General features: G+C 53.0%; 20 protein-coding genes and 1 tRNA gene. 13 read left to right on the top strand and 8 right to left on the bottom strand.

Annotation, left to right across the window (positions count from 1 at the left end; all coding sequences use genetic code 11):
* The first annotated feature begins 38 nt into the window (after positions 1 to 38).
* The 3 genes from accC to Pla144_RS16875 all read left to right on the top strand — a co-directional run bounded on the left by accC (position 39) and on the right by Pla144_RS16875 (position 3,524).
* A complete protein-coding gene (accC, locus tag Pla144_RS16885; RefSeq protein ID WP_146451874.1) occupies positions 39 to 1,385 on the top strand; it encodes an acetyl-CoA carboxylase biotin carboxylase subunit in 1,347 nt (448 codons plus the stop codon).
* A 171-nt stretch (positions 1,386 to 1,556) separates the two neighbouring features.
* Positions 1,557 to 2,885: a 6-phosphofructokinase gene (locus tag Pla144_RS16880; protein ID WP_146451873.1), complete on the top strand. Its 1,329-nt coding sequence runs from the start codon at positions 1,557 to 1,559 to the stop codon at positions 2,883 to 2,885.
* 27 nt (positions 2,886 to 2,912) lie between these two features.
* A complete protein-coding gene (locus Pla144_RS16875; RefSeq protein ID WP_146451872.1) occupies positions 2,913 to 3,524 on the top strand; it encodes an inorganic pyrophosphatase in 612 nt (203 codons plus the stop codon).
* 51 nt (positions 3,525 to 3,575) lie between these two features.
* Here the strand turns inward: Pla144_RS16875 and Pla144_RS16870 are convergent, their stop codons facing one another.
* The 5 genes from Pla144_RS16870 to Pla144_RS16850 form a co-directional block, all read right to left on the bottom strand.
* On the bottom strand, positions 3,576 to 4,703 hold the full coding sequence (locus tag Pla144_RS16870) for a lactonase family protein (protein WP_146451871.1): 1,128 nt from the start codon (positions 4,701 to 4,703) through the stop codon (positions 3,576 to 3,578).
* Positions 4,704 to 4,828: 125 nt separating this feature from the next.
* Positions 4,829 to 4,901: transfer RNA gene (locus Pla144_RS16865), tRNA-Glu, on the bottom strand.
* A 123-nt stretch (positions 4,902 to 5,024) separates the two neighbouring features.
* Positions 5,025 to 5,951 (bottom strand): ABC transporter ATP-binding protein, encoded by a 927-nt coding sequence (locus tag Pla144_RS16860; protein ID WP_146451870.1) that lies wholly within the window; start codon positions 5,949 to 5,951, stop codon positions 5,025 to 5,027.
* Positions 5,952 to 6,017: 66 nt separating this feature from the next.
* Positions 6,018 to 8,264 (bottom strand): hypothetical protein, encoded by a 2,247-nt coding sequence (locus tag Pla144_RS16855; protein ID WP_146451869.1) that lies wholly within the window; start codon positions 8,262 to 8,264, stop codon positions 6,018 to 6,020.
* Entirely contained in the window at positions 8,261 to 8,581 is a 321-nt protein-coding gene (locus tag Pla144_RS16850) for a MazG nucleotide pyrophosphohydrolase domain-containing protein (protein WP_146451868.1), read from the bottom strand. Before Pla144_RS16850 ends, Pla144_RS16855 begins: the two co-directional genes overlap by 4 nt.
* A gap of 208 nt (positions 8,582 to 8,789) precedes the next feature.
* Between Pla144_RS16850 and Pla144_RS16845 the strand changes: the two genes are divergently transcribed.
* Positions 8,790 to 9,128, top strand: coding sequence for a Rieske (2Fe-2S) protein (locus tag Pla144_RS16845; protein WP_146451867.1), 339 nt, complete (start codon positions 8,790 to 8,792; stop codon positions 9,126 to 9,128).
* On the opposite strand, the gene Pla144_RS16840 is transcribed toward Pla144_RS16845, so the two are convergent.
* Positions 9,129 to 10,034, bottom strand: a complete 906-nt coding sequence (locus tag Pla144_RS16840) for a hypothetical protein (RefSeq protein WP_146451866.1) — start codon at positions 10,032 to 10,034, stop codon at positions 9,129 to 9,131. It abuts the gene before it with no gap.
* A 3-nt stretch (positions 10,035 to 10,037) separates the two neighbouring features.
* Positions 10,038 to 11,456 (bottom strand): glucose-6-phosphate isomerase, encoded by a 1,419-nt coding sequence (locus tag Pla144_RS16835; protein ID WP_146451865.1) that lies wholly within the window; start codon positions 11,454 to 11,456, stop codon positions 10,038 to 10,040.
* Between the two features lie 178 nt (positions 11,457 to 11,634).
* On the opposite strand from Pla144_RS16835, the gene Pla144_RS16830 reads away from it, so the two are divergent.
* The 5 genes from Pla144_RS16830 (at position 11,635) to Pla144_RS16810 (ending at position 19,005) form a co-directional block, all read left to right on the top strand.
* On the top strand, positions 11,635 to 11,898 hold the full coding sequence (locus Pla144_RS16830; protein WP_146451864.1) for a DUF4404 family protein: 264 nt from the start codon (positions 11,635 to 11,637) through the stop codon (positions 11,896 to 11,898).
* A gap of 62 nt (positions 11,899 to 11,960) precedes the next feature.
* Positions 11,961 to 13,433: a cardiolipin synthase gene (cls, locus tag Pla144_RS16825; RefSeq protein WP_146451863.1), complete on the top strand. Its 1,473-nt coding sequence runs from the start codon at positions 11,961 to 11,963 to the stop codon at positions 13,431 to 13,433.
* A gap of 159 nt (positions 13,434 to 13,592) precedes the next feature.
* Positions 13,593 to 15,953 (top strand): hypothetical protein, encoded by a 2,361-nt coding sequence (locus Pla144_RS16820; protein ID WP_146451862.1) that lies wholly within the window; start codon positions 13,593 to 13,595, stop codon positions 15,951 to 15,953.
* Positions 15,954 to 16,166: 213 nt separating this feature from the next.
* Positions 16,167 to 17,933 (top strand): DUF7453 family protein, encoded by a 1,767-nt coding sequence (locus Pla144_RS16815; RefSeq protein WP_146451861.1) that lies wholly within the window; start codon positions 16,167 to 16,169, stop codon positions 17,931 to 17,933.
* Positions 17,934 to 18,045: 112 nt separating this feature from the next.
* Positions 18,046 to 19,005, top strand: coding sequence for an alpha/beta hydrolase (locus Pla144_RS16810; RefSeq protein WP_146451860.1), 960 nt, complete (start codon positions 18,046 to 18,048; stop codon positions 19,003 to 19,005).
* 43 nt (positions 19,006 to 19,048) lie between these two features.
* Here the strand turns inward: Pla144_RS16810 and xerD are convergent, their stop codons facing one another.
* On the bottom strand, positions 19,049 to 19,987 hold the full coding sequence (gene xerD, locus Pla144_RS16805; protein ID WP_146451859.1) for a site-specific tyrosine recombinase XerD: 939 nt from the start codon (positions 19,985 to 19,987) through the stop codon (positions 19,049 to 19,051).
* 229 nt (positions 19,988 to 20,216) lie between these two features.
* Between xerD and Pla144_RS16800 the strand changes: the two genes are divergently transcribed.
* The 4 genes from Pla144_RS16800 to Pla144_RS16785 all read left to right on the top strand — a co-directional run bounded on the left by Pla144_RS16800 (position 20,217) and on the right by Pla144_RS16785 (position 24,790).
* A complete protein-coding gene (locus tag Pla144_RS16800) occupies positions 20,217 to 21,428 on the top strand; it encodes a lysophospholipid acyltransferase family protein (RefSeq protein WP_146451858.1) in 1,212 nt (403 codons plus the stop codon).
* A gap of 139 nt (positions 21,429 to 21,567) precedes the next feature.
* Positions 21,568 to 22,938, top strand: coding sequence for a GntP family permease (locus Pla144_RS16795; protein WP_146451857.1), 1,371 nt, complete (start codon positions 21,568 to 21,570; stop codon positions 22,936 to 22,938).
* Positions 22,939 to 22,961: 23 nt separating this feature from the next.
* Positions 22,962 to 23,993, top strand: coding sequence for a galactitol-1-phosphate 5-dehydrogenase (locus Pla144_RS16790; RefSeq protein ID WP_146451856.1), 1,032 nt, complete (start codon positions 22,962 to 22,964; stop codon positions 23,991 to 23,993).
* Positions 23,990 to 24,790, top strand: a complete 801-nt coding sequence (locus tag Pla144_RS16785; RefSeq protein WP_146451855.1) for an SDR family NAD(P)-dependent oxidoreductase — start codon at positions 23,990 to 23,992, stop codon at positions 24,788 to 24,790. The genes Pla144_RS16790 and Pla144_RS16785 overlap by 4 nt, the downstream gene beginning before the upstream one ends.
* The last annotated feature ends 5 nt before the right edge of the window (positions 24,791 to 24,795 follow it).

Raw genomic sequence — 24,795 nt, 5'->3', positions numbered from 1 at the left:
TAATCTTCAGTCGCTCCTGATTTAGCGATTGCCAAAAAATGTATCAAAGAATTCTCATAGCTAACCGAGGGGAAATTGCTCTGCGGGTAATCCGCGCCTGCCGGGAGCTAGGGATCGAAACGGTTGCCATCTACAGCGAAGGAGATCGCGGGGCCCATTATCTCGATCTGGCCGACGAGGCCTACTGCGTTGGCCCTCCTCGGGCTGCCGACAGTTATCTGCGAATTGCCAATGTGATCAGCGCTGCTGAAGTGGGTAACGTGCAGGCCATTCACCCTGGCTACGGGTTTTTGTCAGAAAACGCCCATTTCAACGAGATTTGTCGAAGCTGCAATATCGATTTCATCGGCCCCAAACCTGAAGCGATGGCCAAGCTTGGTGACAAGAACGCAGCCCGCGCCTTGGCAATGAAGGCTGAAGTGCCGGTTGTGCCAGGGAGCGATGGAATCGTTGAATCCGTCGACAAGGCTTTGCACTTTGCCCACAAAGTGGGGTTCCCGGTATTAATCAAGGCAGTTGCCGGGGGTGGGGGTCGGGGCATGAGAGTCGCGGCAAATGACTTGGCGCTCAAGACGGCTTTCAATCAAGCGAAAACTGAAGCCGAGGCCGCCTTTGGAAATGGAGATGTTTACCTCGAAAAATACATTGAGCAACCGCACCACGTGGAGGTGCAAGTGCTGGCCGATCATCATGGCAACGTGGTACATCTCTGGGAGCGTGATTGCTCGGTACAACGTCGCCACCAAAAGCTTATCGAGGAAAGCCCCAGCACCAGCGTCAATCAAGAAACCCGCAATTCCATGTGCATTGCGGCTCGAAGGCTGATTTCGGAAGCTGAATACACTAACGCAGCAACGGTGGAATTCATCGTAGATAAAGAGGGAAATTACTACTTCATTGAGGTGAATGCCCGCATCCAGGTCGAACATCCTGTCACCGAAATGGTCACTGGCATTGACCTGATCAAGCAACAAATATTGATCGCTTCAGGGGAAAAACTCTCTATCAGTCAGGACGACATCAAGCAAACCGGTGCTTCGATCGAGTGCCGGATAAACGCCGAAGATCCACGCAATAATTTCCGTCCTTCCCCAGGCAGAATCGAGCGTCTGATCGTTCCCGGCGGTTTTGGGGTACGGTTCGATTCCCATGCGCACAGTGGATACGTAGTGCCCCCTTACTATGACTCGATGATTGGAAAGCTCCTCGTACATCAACCTACTCGGGTCGAGGCGATCCGCACTATGTTACGGGCGCTTTCAGAACTGCGGGTCGACGGGATTCATACGACTGCCGGACTGCATCAAGAAATTCTCAGTCATAGCGCCTTTGCCGAAGGTCGCATCGATACTACGTTCATCGAGCGGGAATTCTCGTTCGGCTAAAAATTGGTGGGTGATTCCAGCCTGGTTTTTGCATTGGCGGCGAGGATGACTGCCCCACTGCGAGAGACCATTTTCTAGCTCCCACACGTAGGCTACAATGCATTGCCACGGATTTGGCGGCGGCCCCACTATCCCAATACCTGACACCCAGAAACTTGAGAACGATACATTATGGCTGATAATACTCTTTCGCGTCCTGAGAAAATGATGCACAACTTCCGCCGGGCTGCGATCTTGTTTGCCGGTGGACCCGCACCTGCCGCCAACGCAGTCATCTCGGCGGCGGCTACTGCTTTTTTAAGGAACGATATCGAAGTGGTCGGCATCAAGCATGGCTACTCCGGCTTGGTGGAGTACAGTCCTTCTAATCCGCTTGTCGAAGGTCGTGACTATGTGATGGTCAATCACAAAATGCTAGGACGTACTCGCAATTCTTCTGGAATCATGATTGGTACAGCCCGTACTAATCCTGGGAGGCTGGTCTCTCATCCATCTCACCTGGCCGATCCAGAGAAAAGTGCTCCGCTCAAAACTGTCTACGAAGCACTCCGCTCGATTGGAGTTGATGTTCTGATCTCGATCGGTGGCGATGACACACTCAAGACCGCCAATAAATTTAAGATGTTTCAGGAGCGGCTTCCCCTGGATGCCCACCGCATCCCGATCGTCCATTTGCCCAAGACCATCGATAACGATTATCGGGGCATCGATTTTACGTTCGGATATTTCACTGCGGTTGATTTCCTCGCCGCAGAGGTCCGCAACTTGTTGGCTGATGCCGAAGCTAACCGCAATTACTTCCTCTGCGAATCTATGGGACGTAGCGCGGGTTGGCTTGCCTACGGAGTGGCAATCGCGGGTGAGGCAAGCCTGGTGGTGAGTGTTGAAGATGTGGTAGGAAAGTACCGCGCCACCGAAGAAACTGTCGATCCGTCTACGGGCGAGAGTAGTAGCCGCACTGTAATGAATATGGAAGCGGTCATCCCCCGTATCGTTGCGACCATGACAGCTCGTGAACGCGAGGGGAAAGAGTACGGAGTGATTGTGATCGCCGAGGGACTCGCTGAATTCCTCCCCAGCAAGTATCTCGAAGGAATAGGTCGTGATGATCACGGTCATATTAATATCTCTGCGGTCAACTTACACGACGTATTCGCCGACCTGATCTCTAAGGAATACGCCCGACAAACCGGCAAGAAGCGCAAAGTGAATGCCATCCAACTCGGCTACGAAGCCCGCTGTGCGAGGCCGCATGCCTTCGACGTCATGCTCGGTAGCCAATTAGGCGTAGGTGCCTATCGGGCACTTGTCGAAAAAAGGCTCAATGGAGTAATGGTCTCCATATCTGGACAACTCCAGTTGGAATATGTCCCATTTGAAGATCTGGTCGATCCGGAGACTCTCGTGACGGTCGTCCGCTACATTGAACGAGATAGTGATTTCCAGAAATTGACCCGTTTCCTTGAAACTTACGTCGACGATGGTGAAGTCCATCGCTAGTTGAACCCCAACATTCTGGAACAATCTATGAGCTTCCCCGCTCCGTTTTTTAAGTGGCGCCCCCACCCCTGGCATGGTCTCGACGTGGGCCCCGATCCGCCACGGCTCGTGTATGCCTACATCGAACTTACCCCCTACGATCGGGTAAAATACGAACTCGATAAGCAGACCGGCTACTTGCGAGTGGATCGACCCAATCGCACTTCCTCCTTTGCACCAACGCTTTACGGTTTTATTCCTAAGACTTATTGTGGGGAACGCGTGAAAGCTATGATGCCTGGCGCAAAAACTGGGGATGGTGACCCGCTGGATATCTGTGTTATCAGCGAGCGACCTATCAACGTTGGCGAAGTGATTCTCAAGGCTCGTGTAGTTGGGGGACTCCCTATGCTCGACAACCACGAGGCAGACGACAAGATAATCGCCATCCTCGACAACGACGCCATGTGGGAAGGGGTCCAGGACGTCTCTCATCTGCCAGTGATTATGGTCAATCGTTTGCGGCACTACTTCAGCACCTACAAAATGCTCACGCCGGATGACCCACCCGTAAAAGTCGGGGAAGCTTACAGCCGTGATCATGCTGAACAAGTGATCGAAGCCGCGCTGGCCGACTATGCCGAGCAGTTTGGGGAATAGCAAATCTGCAGAAGATTGCTTTTGGGTTTTACGCCCCTTTGTGGTGTGTTCCTAATACGTTTGCGGCTGGAATAGAATACAGATCGGAGACGGGGAATTGACTGTCTGTCCCGTATACTCAAGTCGCCCGTTATCTTGATCGATTTTGAAGACGGAAATCGAATTCGAGTCTCGACCTGCAGCTAGCAACCATTTACCCGTGGGGTCGAGATTGAAATTCCTGGGATGCTCGCCGTGAGCTGGTATGGCTTCGATGAACGAAAGCTTGCCACCTTCGGGATCAACACTGAATACAGTAATCGAATCGTGGACGCGATTGGCTACATACAGAAATCGACCGCTGGGATGCATACGGATTTCCGAGCAGTTGCTCGCGGGAATTCGAAGTTCTTTTGGAAGCGTTGGAATCGTTTGAATCGACTCTAGTGCGCCGGCTTGAGAATCGTATTTGAATACTGTCACAGAGAGACCCATCTCGTTGGCGACGTAGGCAAACTTGCCGTTAGGCGAGAAAGTCATGTGGCGGGGGCCACCCCCCGGAGGAGAATTACCATGGCCGTGCTTTTCAACGCTCCCAGTTTCCGGGTCTGTTCGATAAATCACAATCTCATCCGTGCCTAAGTCGGGAACCAAGAGAAAGTTATTCTTAGCCGCCGGGTTTACTGAATGGGGATGAGGGCTTTCTTGCCGTGCTTTGTCGGGGCCCGCACCAGTGTGTTTTATGAGCGCTGCACGAGGCTCAATGCTCCCAGCCTCAGCCAAGGGAAAAGTGGCAATAGTGCCGTCACCATATTGCGCACTAAACAAGCAGCGAGACGTAGGATCTAGGGCGACATGACATGCGGCGCCTCCGCCGAGAGACTGGGAATTAAAATGGCGGAGTGATTTGTCATCTGCAGTGATCTCAAATGCTGCAATTCCTGCTTCGCCACCTGGGAGTCGGCACGCCGCGTACAGACATTTGCCATCAGAACGGATCGCCAAAAATTCAGGCTCGGCGACTTCCACAGCCAACTGAGGTGGCTCAAGCTTGCCCGTTTCTTGGTCCAGCATCGCACGATAGATGCCCGCCGTTTCGCCGTTCTGTGGCGAACCCATGCCTATCCAAACGGCAACATTCTCTCCGAGCGCACTTTGGGAAACGGCAAAAAACAATAGGCAAGCAGCTAAAGAGGGCATAAAAGAGTCCCAATGTTAGAGAAGACATAGGAATTACATAGGCGAATATGAAATTCATAAAAAAAGCCCGGGAAAACCGGGCTCAAATCTTCGCCCAAGGCACTATCGCTAGGCGAATCAAAAAGTACCCCGTAGGGGAGTCGAACCCCTGTCTCCGCCGTGAGAGGGCGGTGTCCTGGGCCACTAGACGAACGGGGCGGATCAACTGATAACCAAAGTCTAAATACCCAATGACGATTCAAGCGAACCAGTATCCGAAATTATCGCTCCATCGGCAAGGCCCAGAGGATATTGGCTGCCAGGATGGCTACCCCAAGAGGATCACGACGTAATTCCCTTGGTAAGCGTCATGAAGGCCGTTTCCAGGTTGATCTCTTCTTCTCCGAGCCGCGTTAGAGAGAGGCCATTATCCAAGATCAAGCGGGCTAGCTGGCTATAGTCGTGATCCCCGGCGGTGAGAGTGACACGAAGGCCTTGCTTGTCGACTTCCACCGTCTCTACGATTTCGTGTTGTTCGAGCAGCTTGGCGGCCTTCTCGCGGTCATCAGAGACGTCGATCTTGAGGACCGTCTGCTGGCGGACCTGCTTCATTACATCGGCTACGTCGGCGTTGACGATCAATTCCCCCCGTTCGATGATGCCAATCTTGTTGCAGATATCGGCCAGTTCCGGCAGGATATGGCTGGAAACCATGATCGTTTTTCCCATGTTGCGGAGTTCCTTGAGCAGTCCACGAATTTCAATTCGTGCTCGGGGATCAAGGCCGCTAGCCGGTTCGTCGAGGAGCAACACTTGAGGATCGTGGAGCAGTACTCGCGCGAGGCCGAGCCGCTGGGTCATGCCGCGCGAGAGACTGGTTACGAGTTCATTGCGTTTGTAGCCAAGGTCGACCAGATCAAGTACTTCGTTACAGATCTTGCGGCGTTCAGGTCCCTTGATGCGATATGCTGCAGCAAAGAACTCCAGATACTCGATCACCTGCATGTTGTCGTAAACGCCGAAGAAATCGGGCATATAGCCGATGATGCGGCGGATTTCTTTGGGCTTGGTGTAAATCGAATAGCCACCGACGTAGGCCTCACCCCAGGTGGGGTTGAGGAGCGTAGCCAGGATCCGCATAGTGGTCGTCTTACCGGCCCCATTAGGACCGATGAATCCGAACACGTCACCTCGGTCGAGTTTGAGCTCGATCTTATTGATGGCGTATAAATCGCCATATTTCTTGGTTAAGTCGTGGACTTTTATCACGGGAGTTTGCGGTGGTTAGTGGCTGGTGGTTGGTTGTCAGCGAGCCGGATGCGTAAGCTTCCGGAACTATTGTTCCGATGTCAGTTTTTCGTTTTCTAAAGCTGGCCCCACGGGCAAAAGATACCGATTGTAGACCCAGTTGCGATCTTCATCGCCGCCAAGTGGTTTATCACCATTGAGCCACTGGCCTCCTTGGTCACCTCCTTTGGTAACCAGAACCGCCAAATCGGGTTGATCGAGAAAATGGCTCATGTCTAGAAAGGATTGATACCGGTCTAACATGCCAGTATAGCGATCTCCACTGAGCGCGTGAAAAAACATCATCGTCTTGGCAAGACGAGTTACGTCTTCTTGCGCTAGCCGAAACGGCACTGTCCCGTCAGCCGCCGTATTCGTGATGGTCACATCCCCGGCTGTCGCGCTGGTAAGCAGCGTTTTTACCATGCGTGGCTGTTTGGCCGTGCTCAGGTCGACCGTCGTTCCTGCTGGCATTTGCCCTAGGTCCCAGGCCCATTGCCCATAAAGAAGTACACAGTCGGCAAGGGCCATATCCGATTGATTTGCGATCGACCCAGCGAGCAATTGATCGTCGGTCCGAGACAGGGACAGCCCCAGGGGCACAGGGGTCTTAGAAACCCAACGGGCGATAATAGTTTTCGTGGACCACAACTGGACGGGGACATCATTCATTGCATCTAGTGCTGGGGAAAATTCATAGCCTCGATCGAAGAGCGAAGTTTGTCCGCTGCTCGATTGCATCCCCCCCAAGGCGTATCCGGGCTGTCCAAGCCAAGCGACCAAGGGTAGGCCTTGAACCGCTGTTGAATCTGGGAGCGGAGGGCGAAATGAGAGATTGAACTTCGCGACTTGTGGCGTGAAGAAGTGGGTCCACGCCGTACCACGCACTGTGTTGGTGGTCGCATCGAAGTCCACGAATACGACTTGATTCACGCGCAACTGGTCTCCCTTTTGCCAGTTGGCATACCAATAGGCACCTGCCGATACACCGGCCACCATCAATGGGAAACTTATCCAGGTGAATTCCGGTCGCTTGAGAATCTTATTCACGAGATAAAAGTCGCCTGGGCCAATCAGGAGGATGTAACCCACCACAAGAAAAGCAACTAAGGCAAAGGGCACAACGGTCACACCCACAAACGATTGGTCGAGCACATTACGAACTTGGGTAACAATGTCTTCACCCGTTTGCACGATTGTCTCATTGCTCCCTTGCTGAGAGGTACGACTATCTCCCAATTCCAACGCACGTTGCAGAAAGCCAACGCGACCCGGCCACGCGCGCAGCGGTGGCTTGTCGAAATCGAGTCCGACGAACGTCAATTCTCCAAAACCTAGGTAGGAGCGAATTACCAATGGAACTTCGAGAGTTCCTCGTCGGGCAACCGCCTCGGATCTGCCACGAATCCCAGTAAATACTGGAACCTGGAAGTTGACCCGTCGATCGGACGTGATTGCTTGTTCTGATCCACTGAAAGTTTCGAGTGGTTGCGATTGCTGGATATCGACGATTTCAGTGAACTTGCCTGGAACCAACTCAGTCAGGGCACCGTTAGCTCCCATTAATTCCTCGGCCTGGGATCCACAGAAAACGACAAGCTTCCCCCCCAATTCAACCCATTTTCGGAGTGCCTCGACTCTGGCGGCGTTCTGAATCAGAGGGCGATACACTTCGGGCTGTGATGTAGTGAGGATGAGTGTTTCGACTCCCTCATAACCTTGCCATTCTGTCGGCAGCTCGGCCGTGGATTGTAGTTGGACGAGATGGGTTCGAGACAACTCATCGACCGATTCGTTGGCCAACAGATCGCCGAGTCCCAATGCAGGGCCCAGGGCGACGATCAGCCGATTAGTAGCCGGCAACCCTCCAGCAATCACACCGTCGCCAGATTCGGGTCCAGCAAAAAAGGTGCGTGAAACACTGTTCTTGCGATCGGCAGTAATAAACTTCGCTTCCAACGGGGCGGCTGACTGCCCCACTCGAATGAATAAATTGACGGTCGTTGTACGTCCCGGTTCGATTCCAACGGGCCGATTGAACGGGCTGATTACAGTGGTCGGTACCCCATCGCCATCAGGAACGGTAACCTGTACCACTCCCGTCAGAGGTATCGATCCCCCTTCTAGGATTACTTGCACCGGAGTCCAGCACCCTAACTTGTAGGCACCGTCAAATCCGATTTCCACGTCGGTAATCCGCGGTTTTTCATCCTGGGCATGCAGTTCACCTCCGACGAGCAGCACGCAGACTAGCGCCAGATGTAGATTGCAGATTTTCCGGAGAACAAAAATCACGGCTTCTCCGTGTCGTCGCATGTGCAAACCAATAAGCCACAACCCGGACATCCCGAGCCATACTTTTCAGCAACCGCCGCTGATAGATCGACGCCCGCCACATTGGCAATCGTGGTTAGCCAGGCGAGAACATCTGCAAACTCGGCAGCCTGCTCGGCAGGAGTTCCTTCTCGCAACGAGGCTGCCAACTCCCCCACCTCTTCCATCAGCCACATGAAAGTACCATCGATGCCCCGTGCGACGTCTTTCTCAAGATACATCTCTCGAATGAGATGCTGAAAATCGTGGAGAGAGATAGAAGGATCGGTTGCTGGCATAGTAGAGTCTGTTGTCGAAGAAGAAACTGGGAAACTCGTCTTTCCAGGATAATCGGCTTCGGGCGATTCAGCCAGGGCTCCTAATGCCGCTGACGGCTATTCTCAGTCATTGAGTCGCATGAAATTCACCGCTGGAAGTAAAGGAGTAATGCCAGTATCCTGATAAGTTCAAACGGCGCAAAAGGTTTTGAAATTGGAGATGCCATCGATGTCTGATTTTATTACGGTGGCTAAAGTCGGTGCGATCCTTGAAGGGCAGGGGGGGACCTTTGCCATCGGCGACAAGCTTGTGGCTGTGTTCAATCGGGGTGGCACCTATCATGCCATCGACGATCTCTGCCCGCATATGGGGGCCTCTCTGGGGGCTGGCTGCCTCGATGAGGAGGGGGCCGTCACGTGCCCCTGGCACGCCTGGAGATTCGATATCTGCGATGGCACCTGGCGAGACAACCCCCGCCTGAAAATACCTTCCTATCCCGTACGTATCCACGGTGATAAAATCCAGGTACAGCTTGTCGATCAGAATGCCAAGCCAATTGAGGGGTAATCACTGGGAAGCATCAGACAGCGAACGAAACTCGACGCTCTGCTGGAGTCTCATTGTTTCTCCCCCACTTGCTTCTGGCTGGCTGGCCTGAGGGACAATCTCAACCTGATAACTCAGAGTAGATTTCTCGGGGCGGCCTGCACTCACATCAAACTGCACGACTCCTGTGGAGACTTGTTCCTTCAAGACAAGCGATGTTTCTCCTTCGCTCGCTTCTAGAGATAAATGCATTGCTTGATCGATGCTGAGAGGCTTGTCATCTTGCATTTGCTTAACAAGATAACTGAATTCAACGGTTGCATTACCTAATGGCGGGATATCAATCTCAGAAGTATCCGTCCACCCTTTTCCCTCACTGATCGCTTCCGAAGGCAGCGTCAATGGAGCACCCAAGCGTGCTAAGGATTCGAAGCTCCCCTCGCCCCCATCTTTGGCAAAAAGTTTGCCGCCCGGTACCGACTTCACCGCTTCAGCCAAGTCAGCAGGCAGGTCAAGGAGTTTCACTTCGCCACGGGGAGTCATCGAGAGTCGTACTTCTTCCTCACTCAATCGGCGACCAATTGGCAGCAACATCGCCGCATACCCTTGAGGATCCTCGCTGGAAGATGAGTCGAATGCTACTTCCTGTCCTCCAGGTCCGGTCGCAGTCAATGAAAATGTGTTCACTTTGATTGAAATCGTCGCAGTACCATCGGCATTGACTTCAATTACTTTCCAGGTGAAGTCAATCTGTTGGACAATATCGGCAATGAGTGTAGCAGCGTTCTCTACTCCAGAATCGAGTCGGGCTGTTTGAGTCAGTCGATAATCCTGGGTTTCACCGGGAGCGAATTTCCACTCTAGCACGGTCTGCGCCTGCGAGACCGCAAGCGGCGTAAGTGCCAAAAACAATAGCAATATCTTCACTGTTCACATCCCCCGCAAAATTGCGTTCATGTTCTTTTTGTAGGCTTCGACACCTGGTTGGCCATAGGGGTTTGTCCCTACCAGTCGACCTTCTACAACCGTGGCCAACATAAACATCTGAAATAGCTGGCCCATGACGAATTCGTTAATCGCTGGTAAGCGAAGATCAGCCGTCGGTCGATTGTCGTCGCGATAGGCCTTATTCGTGCCCTGAGTAGCGGCGGCGAGCACCTCGGGGATGGTTTTCTCAGCCAACTCATTCAGACCGTCTTGGTTGAATTCGCTTGTCCCGATGGGAATTGGCGTCGGCGTGCCCTCGTCGACGATAATGTTTGTAATCAATTTGTCGCGTTTGCCTTCTTGGTGTTGCTGCCCACGGGAATGGAGATCACGAGTATTCACAACGGTAAGCGGCATGGCTCCACGTTCTCGCTTGCCAAGGCTCTCGGAAAGCAACTGATCGTACCATAATCCCAGAGCTTCGAGTCGCTTGCCCCAGGTCGAAAGCAGGCGGATGTCACATCCCCGTTGTTTTTCCATTAAGTGGCAGATGCCTGTGTAATCAAGTACCACATTCTTGCCGACCTGTTCTGAGCGGAAGTGATCATTCATTGCGGCAGCACCTTCCAAGAGCTGCACGATATCAAGCCCCATTATCGCAGCGGGTAAAAGGCCGACTGCCGACAAAACAGAGAATCGCCCCCCCACACCATCGGGCACCGGAAAAATCTCGCGACAGCCGAGTTCGGTTGCCAAATCGAACAATTTGCCACTCGTACCTGTCACCGGCACAACTAATTCGGCAAGCTGCGTATGATTGGCTCCCAGCGATTTCTGGAGTCGATTTAAGAGAATTCGAAAGGCAGCCGCCGTTTCCAGCGTGCCACCACTCTTGCTGATAACTACAATACCCCAACGGTCGGCTACATCGCTGTTCGACATAGCCGAGGGGAGCAAGTCGCAGAGCCCCTGCAAAGAATCATTATCGACATTATTGCCCTCGAAGCTCACTCGAGGGCGATTGTCACGAAGTTGCCGAGGAAGCTCGTTGTAATAGGGATGGCAACACGACTCCAGCAGGGCTCGCGCTCCCATGTAAGAACCACCTATTCCCAGCAAGACTACGCGATCGACGACCGCAGCTAAACGGTTTGCGGTGGCGATAATTCGACCAACTTCACTTTCCGACCCATTCGACTGGTAATCGGCTAGCAGTCGCTCGGGGAGATGATGAAAACCTGCATCGAGGGGCTCCTTGTTGGAGGGTGGAGTCACCCCGTCTGCCCACAACTGTGCATCCGCAAGCACTTCGCTGCGAGCCGCTGTCAATTGAGAAGAGAACTTGGTCAGTTCATCGGGAGCTAATCCGTGCTCCGGCAAGTAGGTCCCTTGGGGATCGTATGTGATAGTTACAGCAGACATGGGAATCCTTTTCAATCAATAACAGGAGAAATTCCATTAGGTCGAGGCCAATTCTAGCAGTCAACCGCAGGGGAGGGGAATCGTCAATCTGCAGGACATAGGTTATCATAAGGTTTGGGCAGCGATGTCCGGCACAAAATTTAACTTTCCCTTGTTAGCTTATCTGTGAAAGCCCGGCATGAAGAAGACAATTCTACTGGAGAAACTTGAGCGATTGCGGGCAGATCTGGCGGCGTCTCCGGCGCTCGACGATAGTTCTCACGAGCAATTGCAAAAGCTGATCAATGAAATTGAACGTGCTGTTGAGGAGCCTCCTCAAGAGGAAGAGGGGCTCTTATCCGGCGAAGTACATGATCTGGTTCTCAAAATCGAGGCAGACCACCCCCAAATTACCAGTGCCTTAAACCAATTAGCATCCGCGCTTGCGAATCTGGGAATCTAATTGCAGAAATCTGAAGGCACTCCGGCGCATTTCACAGCCGATCTCGAGGCATACTGAATTCCATGCTTGAATACCTCAAACATGTGCACTGGCCTGTCTACCTGCTTCTTATACTAGCTCACCTTGCGGTCCAGGTCATGCTAGCGCTTCGCATGGTGATGCGACGACGACCAGTAGGCGAAACGCTGTCCTGGGTCCTGATTATTTTCGGTTTTCCTGTCATCGGTCCCGCTTTGTACGTCATCCTGGGTGAGCTCAAACTGGGCCAGCACCGAGTACTACGATCTGAGAAGCTGCTGACCCCGTTTCGCGACTGGCTAGCAGGACTGGAGAACCGCTTCGAAGACGACCAATTGCGGCTCACAACGGAGCACAAGCAACTAGCGCAACTCGGTCAGCGGGCATTCGGATTACCGGTCTTGCCAGGAAACCAAATCGAATTGATCGACAACTGGCAAGCTGTATTCGAGCATTTAATTTCAGACATCGACACTGCCCAAAGCACTTGTCATCTGGAATTCTACATCTGGCACTTAGGAGGCGAGGCCAACAAGGTAGCAGAGGCCTTGATTCGCGCCAGCCAGCGAGGAGTAGACTGCCGCGTGCTATTGGACGCGATGGGAAGTCGGCCGTTTCTCCGAAGTCCCCTGGCAAATGAAATGCGTGAAGCGGGTGTCCACATTCAAGAGGCACTAGCTGGTGGGCTTATGCGCGTGGCCTTCGTGCGTCTGGATATTCGATTGCATCGCAAGATCGTTGTAATCGATGGAAAGGTCGCATATACGGGAAGCTTGAATCTCGTAGATCCTCGCTACTTCAAAAAGGACTCGGGCGTTGGGCAATGGGTCGACGCCATGGTCCGTTTGCAAGGTCCTACCGTCGAACCCCTCGCAATTACTTTCTTAAGCGACTGGTTCGTTGAATCCAGCGAACAACTCGAAGACCTGCAGAACAACGGAGACGCCTCGCCTCAGCCCAAAATTGCTGAGGCGGCCGTGCAGATTCTTCCCTCCGGTCCCGGCCACACGGGAGGTTCCATCGAACAAGTGCTCGTGACGGCCGTCTATGCTGCGCAGAAAGAATTGATTCTTACAACGCCCTATTTTGTGCCGGACGATTCACTGCTGATGGGCCTCGCTTCGGCAGCCGAGCGAGGTGTTAAGGTAATCCTCATCGTTCCAAAAAAAGTGGACTCTCGACTGGTCCGCTATGCCAGCCAAGCCTTCAAGGGAGATTTGCTCAAAGCCGGCGTGCGCATAGCCAACTTTGGGGGGGGGCTTCTGCATACCAAAAGCGTCACAGTGGACGGAGAATTCAGCCTCTTCGGATCACTAAATCTCGATCCACGGAGCTTGCGAGTAAACTTCGAGATTTCTCTCGCAATTTACAACCGGGAGTTTACTGTTCAACTCCGAAAACTGCAGCAAGAATACCTCGATCAATCAGAACTGATGGACCTCGCCGCCTGGGAAAATCGACCGACCAGACAGCGAGTAGCAGAAAATTTCGCTCGTCTGGTAGGGCCCTTGCTGTAGAAGCGGGTCGGCTGGCGTGTTCAATATTCCCAGACAGAGATCGCGGTTTTTCCTTGTTTTCTATCCCACTACGTGCTTTGCATGCTGCAATCAAATACAATGCTTATATAGTATAGCGTTTTTTAACCATCGGATTATTCACTGATAGGGAACGTACAAATGACCCTCTCTAAACGATTTCTGGCTTGCCGTGAATTGACCTTTCCGGGAATGGCAATTCTTGCATGGGGATGCCTAGGGATCGCCTATAGTATGGGAGTGACGGTCACATGGACTGGGTTGGGGGTCAACGACTATTGGAATAATAGCGCCAATTGGTCGAACCCACCGGGCAACCCTCCTAACTTTATGGACGAGGCCATCGTCGGCTTACCCGCTCCTACAGTTCTCAACGTGAATGGTCTAGTGCAGACCCTCGTCGTGACCGACGGTGGTACGATCAACATGCTCGGCGGAAATGATCTGACTATAACTAGCGGAGTGCTAACGAACTTTGGCGAGATTGTTGTCAACAGCGACCAGCTCGACGACCTGACAACCATCCTTCTCAGCACAACTACGACGATTAGTGGCAAAGGCAAGATTGTCTTAAACAAGCCTTTTTTCTCTGGAACTCCTCCGTTCACAATGACCCGCGGTGCGACTATCGAGTCCTCCTCACAAATCAATCATGGCTCCAATCACACGATCGAAGGGACGGGGCAAATCAACGCGGCTTTGAATAATGAGGGGACGATTCGGGCGCTAAATCCTAATGGAGCAGGAGTCCTCCCGTTGATCCTGGCTGGAAATCAGCAGTTCAATGAGAATTTGTTGACCTCTTCCCCCTCAGGACAGTTGGATGTAAAGACATCTCTCATCACACAAGGGACTGCAGGGCGAATCGTGGCGGATACCGGCTTTATCACACTTGATGGCACAAAGATTATAGGTGGGAAGCTGGAATCCAATTCAGGTGGACAGATCAGCGTCGTCGGCACCAATGGTGCCCGCTTTCGAGAGGTTCTTAATGAAGCTACTGTCAACGCCGGGGTATTCCTGGGGATTGAAGGGGCAAATTTCACCAATAACGGAACCATTAGTGGAGGAACAATTCGCTTTGACGACTCGATGACTCTCAATGGGACTGGAGAAATAATCCTCAACAATGGAACTCTTCAGACACTCTCACCTGCTGTGTTGACTCAAGGCGCTACTCACGTGATTCGCGGTAAGGGAATCCTCTCCGCAGAGCTGGTAAACAACGGCATAATCGAAGTGAGCCCAGCTTCGGGCGTACCTACACCCACGCTGACGCTTTCAGGGTTTTCAAAAGCCAACAATCACATTATCCGCGCATTGCCGGGCACCGTATTGGACATTGCCACAGGGATCTCTCTCAACCAAGACACCGCCTCCGGTCGCTTGATTGCTGAAGATAGCCTCATCCAATTCAACTCCGGTAGCGGACTGAATCGTGGACGCGTCGAGACCTCGGGGACGGGTCGCATAGAAGTTCGAGGTACAGTTACGTTTACCGATGTCACGATTGAGGGTGCATTGAATGTCCGTGCTCAACCGACCGTACAGCTCACTGTTCACGGCAGTTCTCTTGCAAACAATGGCCTCATGACAGTGAATCCTCAATTCGCCAATGTTTCCCACACGATTCTCTTTGATGGAGACAATTCGATGTCATTAGCCGGAAACGGCATGATTGATCTGAACAACACGCAACATCGCGCCCAGATCACAATTGCTGCGGGCAAGTCGCTTACACAGCAGGCCAATCACAAGATCACCGGCATCGGCCAGATCAATGGCAATCTTATAAATCTTGGCGAGATTGTGGGAGATGGTCCGGCCAATCTCATTGATATCAACGGAACTCTTTCGGGCACTAATAATCTCAAGAACGTGCGAATCAATGGCAACCACTTGATTGGCCTCGGCAACATCCACTCGGTGCCGACGTTTGGCACATATCAATTAACTGACTCTTCCACGGTCGAGTTTGAAATTGGGGGCACACATACCAATTTATTCGACAAGATCTTTGGCGAGACGGTCAATGTCGATGGCATGCTTTCGATCGAACAGATAGATACTGGCGGCGGTGTCTTTCAACCCCAATTGGGGGATATGTTTGAAATCATCTATGCGACAAATATTACTGGAACTTTCGACGCAGTGAATATCATGGGCCTGAATCCAGCGATTGACTATAAAATTCTTTATGCGACCAATAGCGTCACTCTCGAAGCGATACGCAAATACAGTGCCGACTTCGATTTCGATGGGGACGTTGATGCTGCCGATCTCACCCGATGGCAAGCTGGATACGGCATGAACAGTGCCACATACATGGACGGAGATGCCGATGAAGATGGCGACGTCGATGGTCAAGACTTTCTCACTTGGCAGCGGGAGTTTGGACTAGGTGTGCCACTGACGGCTGCTGAGATAGCAGTTCCTGAACCGTCCATTCTGCGGTTGACCCTAATGCTCGGCTCCGTTGCTTTATTCTTCCTACGTGGTTGAATGTCCCCAGTGCTGCTTCAGGAGTTGGCAACTATCTCCACAAGTTCTTAACCTGCCAATAGATAGAGCTATCTTCCAACAGGACGCGGAGACGAGTTCAAGAATTATCTACTTTCACCAGATTTTCTTTTTGCAACCTGCAAGGGGTTTTCATACGATTGGTTACAACAAATTTGACGTCATCCGATTCATTCTTGCCTGGAGATTCACAACATGCGATCGATGTCTGTCCTCTTATTAGTTCTTCTCACGTTTTGCTCATCCTCTCATGCAGCCATTAGTACTGTCGCGATCAGTGGTGACAACGCGAGTGGTATTTTGGGTGCAAAGTTTGACTCCTTCACCCATCTGACTCTTAATTCCAACGGACAAGGAGCTTTCCTGGCTAGCCTGCAAAATTCCGTGGGAGGAGTTACGTCGGCCAACGATCAGGTGCTCTACACTTTCACTGGAAGCACGATTGCACTGCGGGCTCGGGAAGGCAGTGGTGGGGTTCCCAATGTAGCAAGTGCAAATTTCGCAAATTTCTCGGATGTGGCGATTGCCGATACTGGAGACGTACTTCTTCGGGGTTCACTCGCAGTCGGTCCTGGAGGGGTTGCTACCAGCACCGATCAAGGTTTGTGGCGATTCTCAACTGGAGGCGATACGCTATTGGCCCGCAAAGGCGCGGGGGACGCTCCCGGGGTCGTTGGTGGACAATTCTCTTCGATACCGAATGTGATCCGCACAACAGAGAACGGAGATTTGGCCTTTGATGCCCAACTCTCTGGAGGAACTGTCACGAATCTGAACGAGCGAGGGATCTGGTTTTATCAAGGCTCCGCTGGGAACCTGATAGTACGGGAAATGATTTCCGCAGTTCCTGGCGTTCCAAGTGCAACCTTTGAAGCATTCGGAAATCCGAGCATCAACAACCTCATCCAAGGAGTCGCAAAGGCAACCATGAAGATGGCTGGAGCGATAACTATAGACAATCGAAATGGGGTTTGGCGTTACACCGGCGCGACGGGCGAGTTACTCGCGCGACAAGGAGTAGGCATGGCGCCAGGCACGACCGGCAGTTTTGGCTTGTTTGGCAATCCCGTCATCAATAATTCTAGCCAGGTCGCATTTCGGGCTGACCATTCAACTAGCGGCGAAGGACTTTGGAGGTACGACACGACAGGGGAGCTCGTGGCAGTTGCCAATACGGTAAGTGTCCCTGATGTCCCAGGAGCGAGCTTTTCCTCCTTTGATGATCCCTATATTGCTGATAACGGGGCGCTCATTGTCTCGGCAACAATGAACACGAGCTCGGGGGGAGTCACCACGCAAAACGCCAGAGGGATATGGTCTTTTGCCACCGGTTCTGACCAATTGCTGCTACGTACCGGCAGTGGAGGTGTTTCAGGAGTCGCCGGAGCGAATTTTGCAACGTTCGACGAACTCACTGCCAATGCCACCGGCAGTGCCGTCGTCGTGGCAACTCTGGAGTTAGGGCCTGGTGGTGTTGGTTCTGCTAATAACACAGGCATTTGGATCTTGCCCTCTGCTGGGTCTCCACAACTCATCGCTCGCAAAGGTGACCAGCTTGCAGGACGTACTATCGCAGCATTGAGTTTGCTGTCCGACGATTTCGTCAATCGACCCGTGCGCGGTTTTAACAATCAGAACCAGCTACTCTTTCGAGCCGACTTTACGAACGGAGATGCAGGCCTCTTCCTCTTTGGCCCAAGCGGCAACTCGTCGGCGGATTTTAACTCGGATACCTTCGTCGACGCCACAGACTTGGGATTTTGGCAAGCCGCTTACGGTTCAACCTCTGGAGGAGATGCCGATTCGGATGGCGATTCGGATGGTAACGATTTTCTCGCCTGGCAGCGTCAGTTCACGGGTCTTAGTGCGTCAGCTTTCAGTCTGACTGTTCCAGAACCAGCCAGCCTCGGATTTTTGCTTGCCTTTTTCGTCTTGGTGCTGCCTTGTCGGCCGGCTTGCTGATCTATAATCTCGGTATAAAACATGCCACACTCACAGGCGGTCCGGGATTGTGCTTCCTCAACTCGGGGCGTCGATATGAAGTATCTACCCAGACTTTCATCCCGGAAATAACATGATTTCTCGACGCACAGCCCTAGTCGCTTCGGCTGCTTTCCTCACAACTGCCGTTTCAGGGCAATTGGCCAGAGCTGCCGTTACTAGCCGGTACCGCAGAGGTCGCGCGCGGCTTCCCAGCGGATGCGTTCTTAGCTATTGCGAATTCGGCGAGCCATCCGGTCCGCTGGTCTTTTACTTCCACGGCACACCAGGTTCTTGCATTGAAGCAGGGCTAATCGAGGAGGAAGCTTGCCAGACAGGGATCCGACTCATCGCGATAGACCGGCCCGGCATCGGAAGTTCGACATACCTGCCGCAACGCTGCATTTTGGATTGGCCTCGACAGGTCGTCCAGTTGGCTGACTGCTTGGGATACTCCAACTCTTCGTTTGGAGTTCTTGGCCTCTCTGGAGGCGCGCCCTACGCAACTGCCTGTGCACTGAAAATTCCCGAGAGGCTTACGCATGTTGCGATCGTCTCGGGTCACACGCCGCCCAACGCTCCTGGCGTTTGCCCGGGGACGGCTGACAATTCGATCGCCTTTCTCGGCAATCACCCTCGGCTGGGACGATTTGGGGTGAGGTTGATCTCGCGTCGCCTTGATCGTCGGCCGGACAAGGTCGTCGACAAAGTTAGCAAGGATTGGACAGCCTCGGATAAGCAACTTATCCTCTGTAATCCTCGCTACTACAATCATTTGGTTACGATGCTAAGAGAAGCAACTCAGTGTGGGCCTGAAGGAGTGGTAACCGACGTTCAACTGTTGGGAAGTTGCTGGGGATTCGAACTCTGCTCAATCCAAGGAGTTAGCGTTTCGATCTGGCAGGGAGGCTGCGACCGAATTGCGCATCCAACCATGGGACACTATTTCAACCAACAGATTGCCGGCAGCGATCTCACGATTGATCCTCGCGCAGGGCACGTGACCGTACTCAAATGGCATGCCATGGAGATACTCTCACGATTCCACGTTTAGCAATTGAAGACATCTCCAGGCGATCACGCTTCTAGCTCGCTGGTTATGCCCTTGGGTGGAATTGTTGGTGTACTTTCTTGAGCCGGGTATGGTCCACATGGGTGTAAATCTGGGTCGTCGCGATACTGGCATGGCCAAGCATTTCCTGTACCTGTCGCAGATCAGCCCCTCCCGCAAGCAAGTGCGTAGCAAAGCTATGGCGGAGGGAGTGAGGGCTTATTTCACTCGGCACGCCTACCCGCAGGGCGTAGCGTTTAATAAGCTCCCAGATACGCTCGCGGCGTAATCCAGTGCCGCGTGGCGAAAGAATCAGGGCATCGCTCATCGCCTTGCCGCGTTCCGCTAGTTGTGGACGCTCATCTGCAAGATAGCGCTCCACCGCTTCAACGGCACGACGGCCCAGAGGTACGATCCGCTGTTTGTCCCCCTTGCCATGGCAGATACAATAGCGTTCAGCCCGATGCATATCCGCCAGCTTCAATGTGGCGAGTTCCGATACTCGGCAGCCCGTGGCATACAATAATTCCAAAATTGCCCGATCCCTGAGCCACCAGGGATCCGACTTCCGCGGCGCGCTGAGCAAGGATTCCACTTGCGAGACAGACAGTACTTGGGGAACCTTCTGCCAGAGTTTCTGCGTCCCCAATAGTTCCGCTTGATTGTCAGTCAAAGCACCTTCGAGTTGCACAAAACGAAAGAACACCTTCAGAGAGGCCACATGCCGCGTGATGCTCTTCGGGGATAACTGCTTCTCCCCCAGCCAGGCAGGGTATTCCGCCAGATCGTTAACCGACAGGCTCTGAAGGCGCCGTGATCCCAGCCAGCTAAAGAATCGAGCCAAATCTCGGCGGTAGGCCTCTACCGTATTTGCAGCCAGATGGCACTCAGTGCGAATATAGTCCGCAAAATCCTCCTGCCAGCGAACCGCCTGACGGTCGGCCCCTTCACGGCGTGGTCGGAGTACTTTTCGGGTAGCTTTCAAAACGAAGGACCTGACAGTTTTTCATTTCTCACGGCCAACAGCTGCAATCCTAGTATCGGCAGCCCGGCGCAAGGCACTCCCTGAGTTGCACTAGAAAAAACATCGAATTCCAGGTTATTCTAGCGTCACACCCTCAATAACAGCCCCCTCCCCGCTGAGTAGTAGACTTTACTGACTGGGGAAAGTTAATCACATTTGTCGCATTAGACGGGTTTCACGGGCCGCACGCATGCAGAATGTCATCATCGATCAACCCTACGAATTCGTGCCTCCGGTCTACGGCAAGTTCTGGCCGTGGCTGATGCAGTTTTATCTCAAGCGTTATCTGCGCAAGGCATTCGCCGTCCAAAGCGTTGAGAATCGCGACGTGCATCTGCTGCAGGAATCGCTCGATGCGGGCCACAGCCTACTAATTGCCCCCAATCACTGCCGTCTATCCGATCCACTAACACTTGGCTACGTCTCGCGAGTAATCAAGCGTGAGATGCATGCGATGGCCTCCTGGCATCTATTTAAGCAGGAGCCCCTCAAACGATTCGTCCTCCGACGCATGGGAGCATTTAGCGTCTACCGAGAAGGCATCGACCGCAAAGCAATCGACACGGCGGTAAATATCCTGGTGGAGGGAAAGCGACCACTGGTTGTGTTTGCGGAAGGGGCGATCTCGCGACATAACGACGTATTGATGCCGCTGATGGATGGCACGTCGTTCATCGCTCGCACCGCAGCCAAACGTCGTGAAAAACTTGGTACTCGCGGTGGAGTGGTAGTACATCCAGTTGCGATTCGTTATTTCTTCAAGGGAGACGTTGTCAAGACGGTCGAACCCGTGCTGGAAGAAATCGAATCTCATTTCTCTTGGTATCCTCAGCAGGGGAAAACACTCACGCGGCGACTGCAACAAATCGGCCAGGCTCTTTTGTCGCTTAAAGAGATCGAATACTTCGGCCATGCTCGTGCGGGAGACTTCTACGAGCGTGTCGACTCGCTCATGGAAGACGTACTCGCTAAGCTGGAAAAGGAATGGCAGATCAAAGACGTCGGGGAGAGCATCGTCTCGCGGGTTAAAGTGCTGCGTTCGGCAATTCTGCCCGACATGGTTAAAAACAATATTTCTCCGGACGAACGTCGCCGCCGTTGGAAGCAGTTGGCGGCCTGCTACTATGTGCAGCAAATGTCGCACTACCCGCGAAACTATGTACGCAACTCTGAGAAGAACATTCCCGAGCACATCCTCGAAACCGTTGAACGCTTCGAGGAAGACTTTACCGATCATGTTCGCGTCCATGGCCCGCTGAATGCCGTCGTACAAGTCGGCCAGGCGATCCCTGTTGCCAGCCAGCGGGATCGAAGTCAAACCGAAGACCCCATCATGGTAGGTATTCGCACGCAATTGACAGACATGTTGACCAAGCTGAGTGCGGAGTCGGTAAAGATCTGAGAACGCGGACCCATCGAGACAGCTTCGCGCTCCCATCCGGGTTACGGCTAAGCAGGGAAGATTGGGTTTCTTGCTCTATGTTTCTGCGCTATACTGGGCGGACTTATAAATCACTTCTTCCGCTTGTTTTCATTCGCCTATGCCCGTTCTCTCTCCCCTTTGGATTCTGATTCTTGGTATTGCGATTGTTGTGGGGATGATTGTAGTGCTGCGGTTGAACGCTTTTTTTGCCATGGTGACGTCTGCCATCGTGGTGAGCCTGCTGGCTCCTGGCGAAGTGGTCGAGAAGATAAGTCGGGTGGCAGAAGCCTTTGGAACAACTGTGGGAAAGATCGGCATTCCGATCGCGATGGCGGTGGTCATTGGCAAATGCATGCTCGATAGCGGAGCGGCCGATCGACTCGCTCAAGCGTGCCTAAGGCTGTTTGGACAGGAACGTGGCGGAATCTCCTTGGCTGCAAGTGGTTTTGTGCTGTCGATTCCAGTGTTCTTCGATACAGTGTTTTATTTGCTGTTCCCGATTGCCAAATCGATGCATCAGCGAACTCAACGAAACTATCTCAAATACCTGCTGGCGATCGGGGCAGGAGGAACAGCGACTCATACCCTAGTTCCACCGACGCCGGGACCTCTGGCTGTAGCGGATAGTCTTGGCGTGGATATTGGCTTGATGATTCTCATGGGAATCCTCGTAGGAATTCCCGTGACGCTAGTAAGTCTGATTTATGCCCAGTGGATTGATCGACGCCTCCTGCTAAGCAATGCGCCTGAGCAGGGCCCCCTGGGGCATGATCACGCTGCCCCTGAGACGCCGCAACCTGGTTTGTGGGCGGCTTCGCTGCCAATTACGTTACCGATTCTGTTAATCTCAACAAATACGATCGTCAGTCGTGCAGACCTGGATTCGCAGAATGTGCTCGTCCAAACAGTGGCCATTCTAGGAAATCCCCTGCTAGCCATGATGTTGGCAGCCACCGCGGCATTGTGGGTGTTCCGGCGGCAAACGCGTGCCAACTCAGCAACGATCTCTCAACTACTGGAGACTTCGTTGATGGATGCGGGACCGATCATCTTGATCACCGCTGCGGGCGGGGCTTTTGGAGGGATGCTCAAGGTGGCCAACGTCGCCGAAGCAATCCAGACATTGGCCTCAGGGGACAATACTCCAGTTACAGGAATTGCCCTTTTGTGGCTCGCGTTTGGCATCACCAGCATGCTAAAACTCGCGCAGGGTTCCACGACGGTAGCCATGATAACCGCGAGTGGAATGTTGGCCGCCATGACAGAAAATATGTCGTTGGCCTATGACAAGGTCTATCTAGCTGCGGCGATTGGTTGCGGGTCGATGGTCGGAGTCTGGATGAACGACAGCGGTTTTTGGATTTTCGCTCGCATGGGGGGCCTCACACCACGCGAGGCCATGAAGTCGTGGTCACCGATGCTCGCGTCGGCTGGGCTGGGGGGAATGTTGTTTACCGTGCTTATGGCAACATTGCTACCTTTGGTGTGAACCTGTGCGTCGAGAGCAAATGCATGAAAGCTTTATTGCTGACTGAACCAGGCAAATTGGAAATCACGGAGCTGGAGAAACCTGCGTTTGGTGCGGATGAGGTGCTCGTGAAGGTCGCGGCTTGCGGGATATGTGGTAGTGACATTCACGGGTTCGATGGCTCAACGGGGCGGCGGATTCCACCACTCGTGATGGGGCACGAAGCTGCTGGGACCATTTGTGAAGTTGGTTCTTCGGTAACAGATTTCCGCATCCGAGACCGAGTCACTTTTGATTCCACGATCTCCTGCGGAAAATGCAGTTTCTGTCAGCGGGGCCAAGTGAATCTTTGTGATTCTCGGCAAGTGCTGGGTGTTTCGTGTGGCGAGTACCGACGCCACGGTGCATTTGCAGAGCTTGTGGTAGTCCCGGCAAGAATTCTCTATCGCTTGCCCGACGAACTGGCTATGGAACATGCTGCTCTAGTAGAAGCCGTTTCCGTCGCTGTTCACGCTGTACGGCGTTCTCAGTTGTCGCGTGGTGAAACGGCGGTAGTCGTTGGCACCGGCATGATCGGTTTGCTAGTTGTACAGGTGCTGAAACACTTCGGATGTAGTCGCGTGCTGGCCGTCGATCAGAATGAGCGACGACTAGAACTGGCGCGAGATTTGGGCGCAGATGAAACGTTTACCGCTGACGAGAATGATCTACTGGATCGTCTATGGACTGCAAACAAAGGCCAAGAACTAGACCATGCATTTGAGGTGGTAGGGATCACTGCGACAGCGCAAACGGCTGTGCATGCGGTCCGTCGAAGAGGAACCGTCACTTTAGTGGGAAATCTCGCTCCTGAGGTACTCCTGCCTTTGCAGGCAGTGGTGACTCGAGAGCTTTCGTTATATGGCACCTGTGCTTCGAGCGGCGAATACCCAGAATGCTTGGAACTAATTGCCTCAGGGGCGGTTCAAGTTGCTCCGTTAATTTCAGCTACGGCACCTCTTGAAGAGGGCCCAGTGTGGTTCGACCGATTATTCCAAGGCGAACCCGGTCTGATGAAGGTAGTGTTAAAGCCATGATTAATCCGTCACCTACAGAATTGTTCAATCTCAGTGGTAAGGTTGCCATCGTCACGGGGGCCAGCCGTGGGTTGGGTCAATACTTCTCCCGTGCTTTGGCGAGTGCTGGTGCTGAACTCGTAATAACGAGCCGGCAGTTGGCCTCGCTGGATGCTTTCCAAAAAGAACTAGCAGACATTGGCTGTCGCGTAGTTCCACTGGAACTTGACGTGACCGACCTTGGCAGCATTGAGCAAACGGCAAGCGCAGCCTTCGAGGCCTATGGCAAGATCGACATCCTGGTGAATAATGCGGGATGCAACATTCGTAAACCGGCGCTCGACATCACCTGGGATGACTGGAACACGGTCCTTGACACCAACTTGCGCGGCCCTTTTTTTGTCGCACAGGCAATTGCCAGACACATGATTCCCCAGAACTCCGGCAGGATCATCAATATCGGGTCGGTTACCTCTGTGGCTGGCTACGCGGGCTTGGGACCCTACTGCGCTAGTCGCGGTGGCATCAAACAACTCACGATGAGCCTGGCAGACGATTGGGGGCCGCACGGGATCACCGTGAATTGCTTGGCACCCGGGTGGTTCAAAACAAAGCAGAACGAAATACTCTACGAGGACCCCAAATGGGTGGAATATCTGGTGGACCGCATTCCGCTCAAACGACCGGGTGAACCACATGACTTGGATGGGGCGCTGTTGTTTCTCGCCTCGGATGCAAGTTGCTATGTCACGGGGCAGACATTGCTAGTCGATGGGGGAATCTCGACGGGGGCGACTCGGGCGACGAGTGAGAAGTGATTCGC

The sequence above is a fragment of the Bythopirellula polymerisocia genome (genome assembly GCF_007860015.1).
GTDB lineage: Bacteria > Planctomycetota > Planctomycetia > Pirellulales > Lacipirellulaceae > Bythopirellula > Bythopirellula polymerisocia.
This window is presented reverse-complemented; position numbering and strand designations above follow the sequence as displayed.

Coding starts and splice junctions, on each gene's coding strand:
- accC (WP_146451874.1), top strand. CDS start 39: ATGTATCAAAGAATTCTCATAGCTAACCGAGGGGAAATTGCTCTGCGG.
- Pla144_RS16880 (WP_146451873.1), top strand. CDS start 1,557: ATGGCTGATAATACTCTTTCGCGTCCTGAGAAAATGATGCACAACTTC.
- Pla144_RS16875 (WP_146451872.1), top strand. CDS start 2,913: ATGAGCTTCCCCGCTCCGTTTTTTAAGTGGCGCCCCCACCCCTGGCAT.
- Pla144_RS16870 (WP_146451871.1), bottom strand. CDS start 4,703: ATGCCCTCTTTAGCTGCTTGCCTATTGTTTTTTGCCGTTTCCCAAAGT.
- Pla144_RS16850 (WP_146451868.1), bottom strand. CDS start 8,581: ATGCCAGCAACCGATCCTTCTATCTCTCTCCACGATTTTCAGCATCTC.
- Pla144_RS16845 (WP_146451867.1), top strand. CDS start 8,790: ATGTCTGATTTTATTACGGTGGCTAAAGTCGGTGCGATCCTTGAAGGG.
- Pla144_RS16835 (WP_146451865.1), bottom strand. CDS start 11,456: ATGTCTGCTGTAACTATCACATACGATCCCCAAGGGACCTACTTGCCG.
- Pla144_RS16830 (WP_146451864.1), top strand. CDS start 11,635: ATGAAGAAGACAATTCTACTGGAGAAACTTGAGCGATTGCGGGCAGAT.
- cls (WP_146451863.1), top strand. CDS start 11,961: ATGCTTGAATACCTCAAACATGTGCACTGGCCTGTCTACCTGCTTCTT.
- Pla144_RS16820 (WP_146451862.1), top strand. CDS start 13,593: ATGACCCTCTCTAAACGATTTCTGGCTTGCCGTGAATTGACCTTTCCG.
- Pla144_RS16815 (WP_146451861.1), top strand. CDS start 16,167: ATGCGATCGATGTCTGTCCTCTTATTAGTTCTTCTCACGTTTTGCTCA.
- Pla144_RS16810 (WP_146451860.1), top strand. CDS start 18,046: ATGATTTCTCGACGCACAGCCCTAGTCGCTTCGGCTGCTTTCCTCACA.
- Pla144_RS16800 (WP_146451858.1), top strand. CDS start 20,217: ATGCAGAATGTCATCATCGATCAACCCTACGAATTCGTGCCTCCGGTC.
- Pla144_RS16795 (WP_146451857.1), top strand. CDS start 21,568: ATGCCCGTTCTCTCTCCCCTTTGGATTCTGATTCTTGGTATTGCGATT.
- Pla144_RS16790 (WP_146451856.1), top strand. CDS start 22,962: ATGAAAGCTTTATTGCTGACTGAACCAGGCAAATTGGAAATCACGGAG.
- Pla144_RS16785 (WP_146451855.1), top strand. CDS start 23,990: ATGATTAATCCGTCACCTACAGAATTGTTCAATCTCAGTGGTAAGGTT.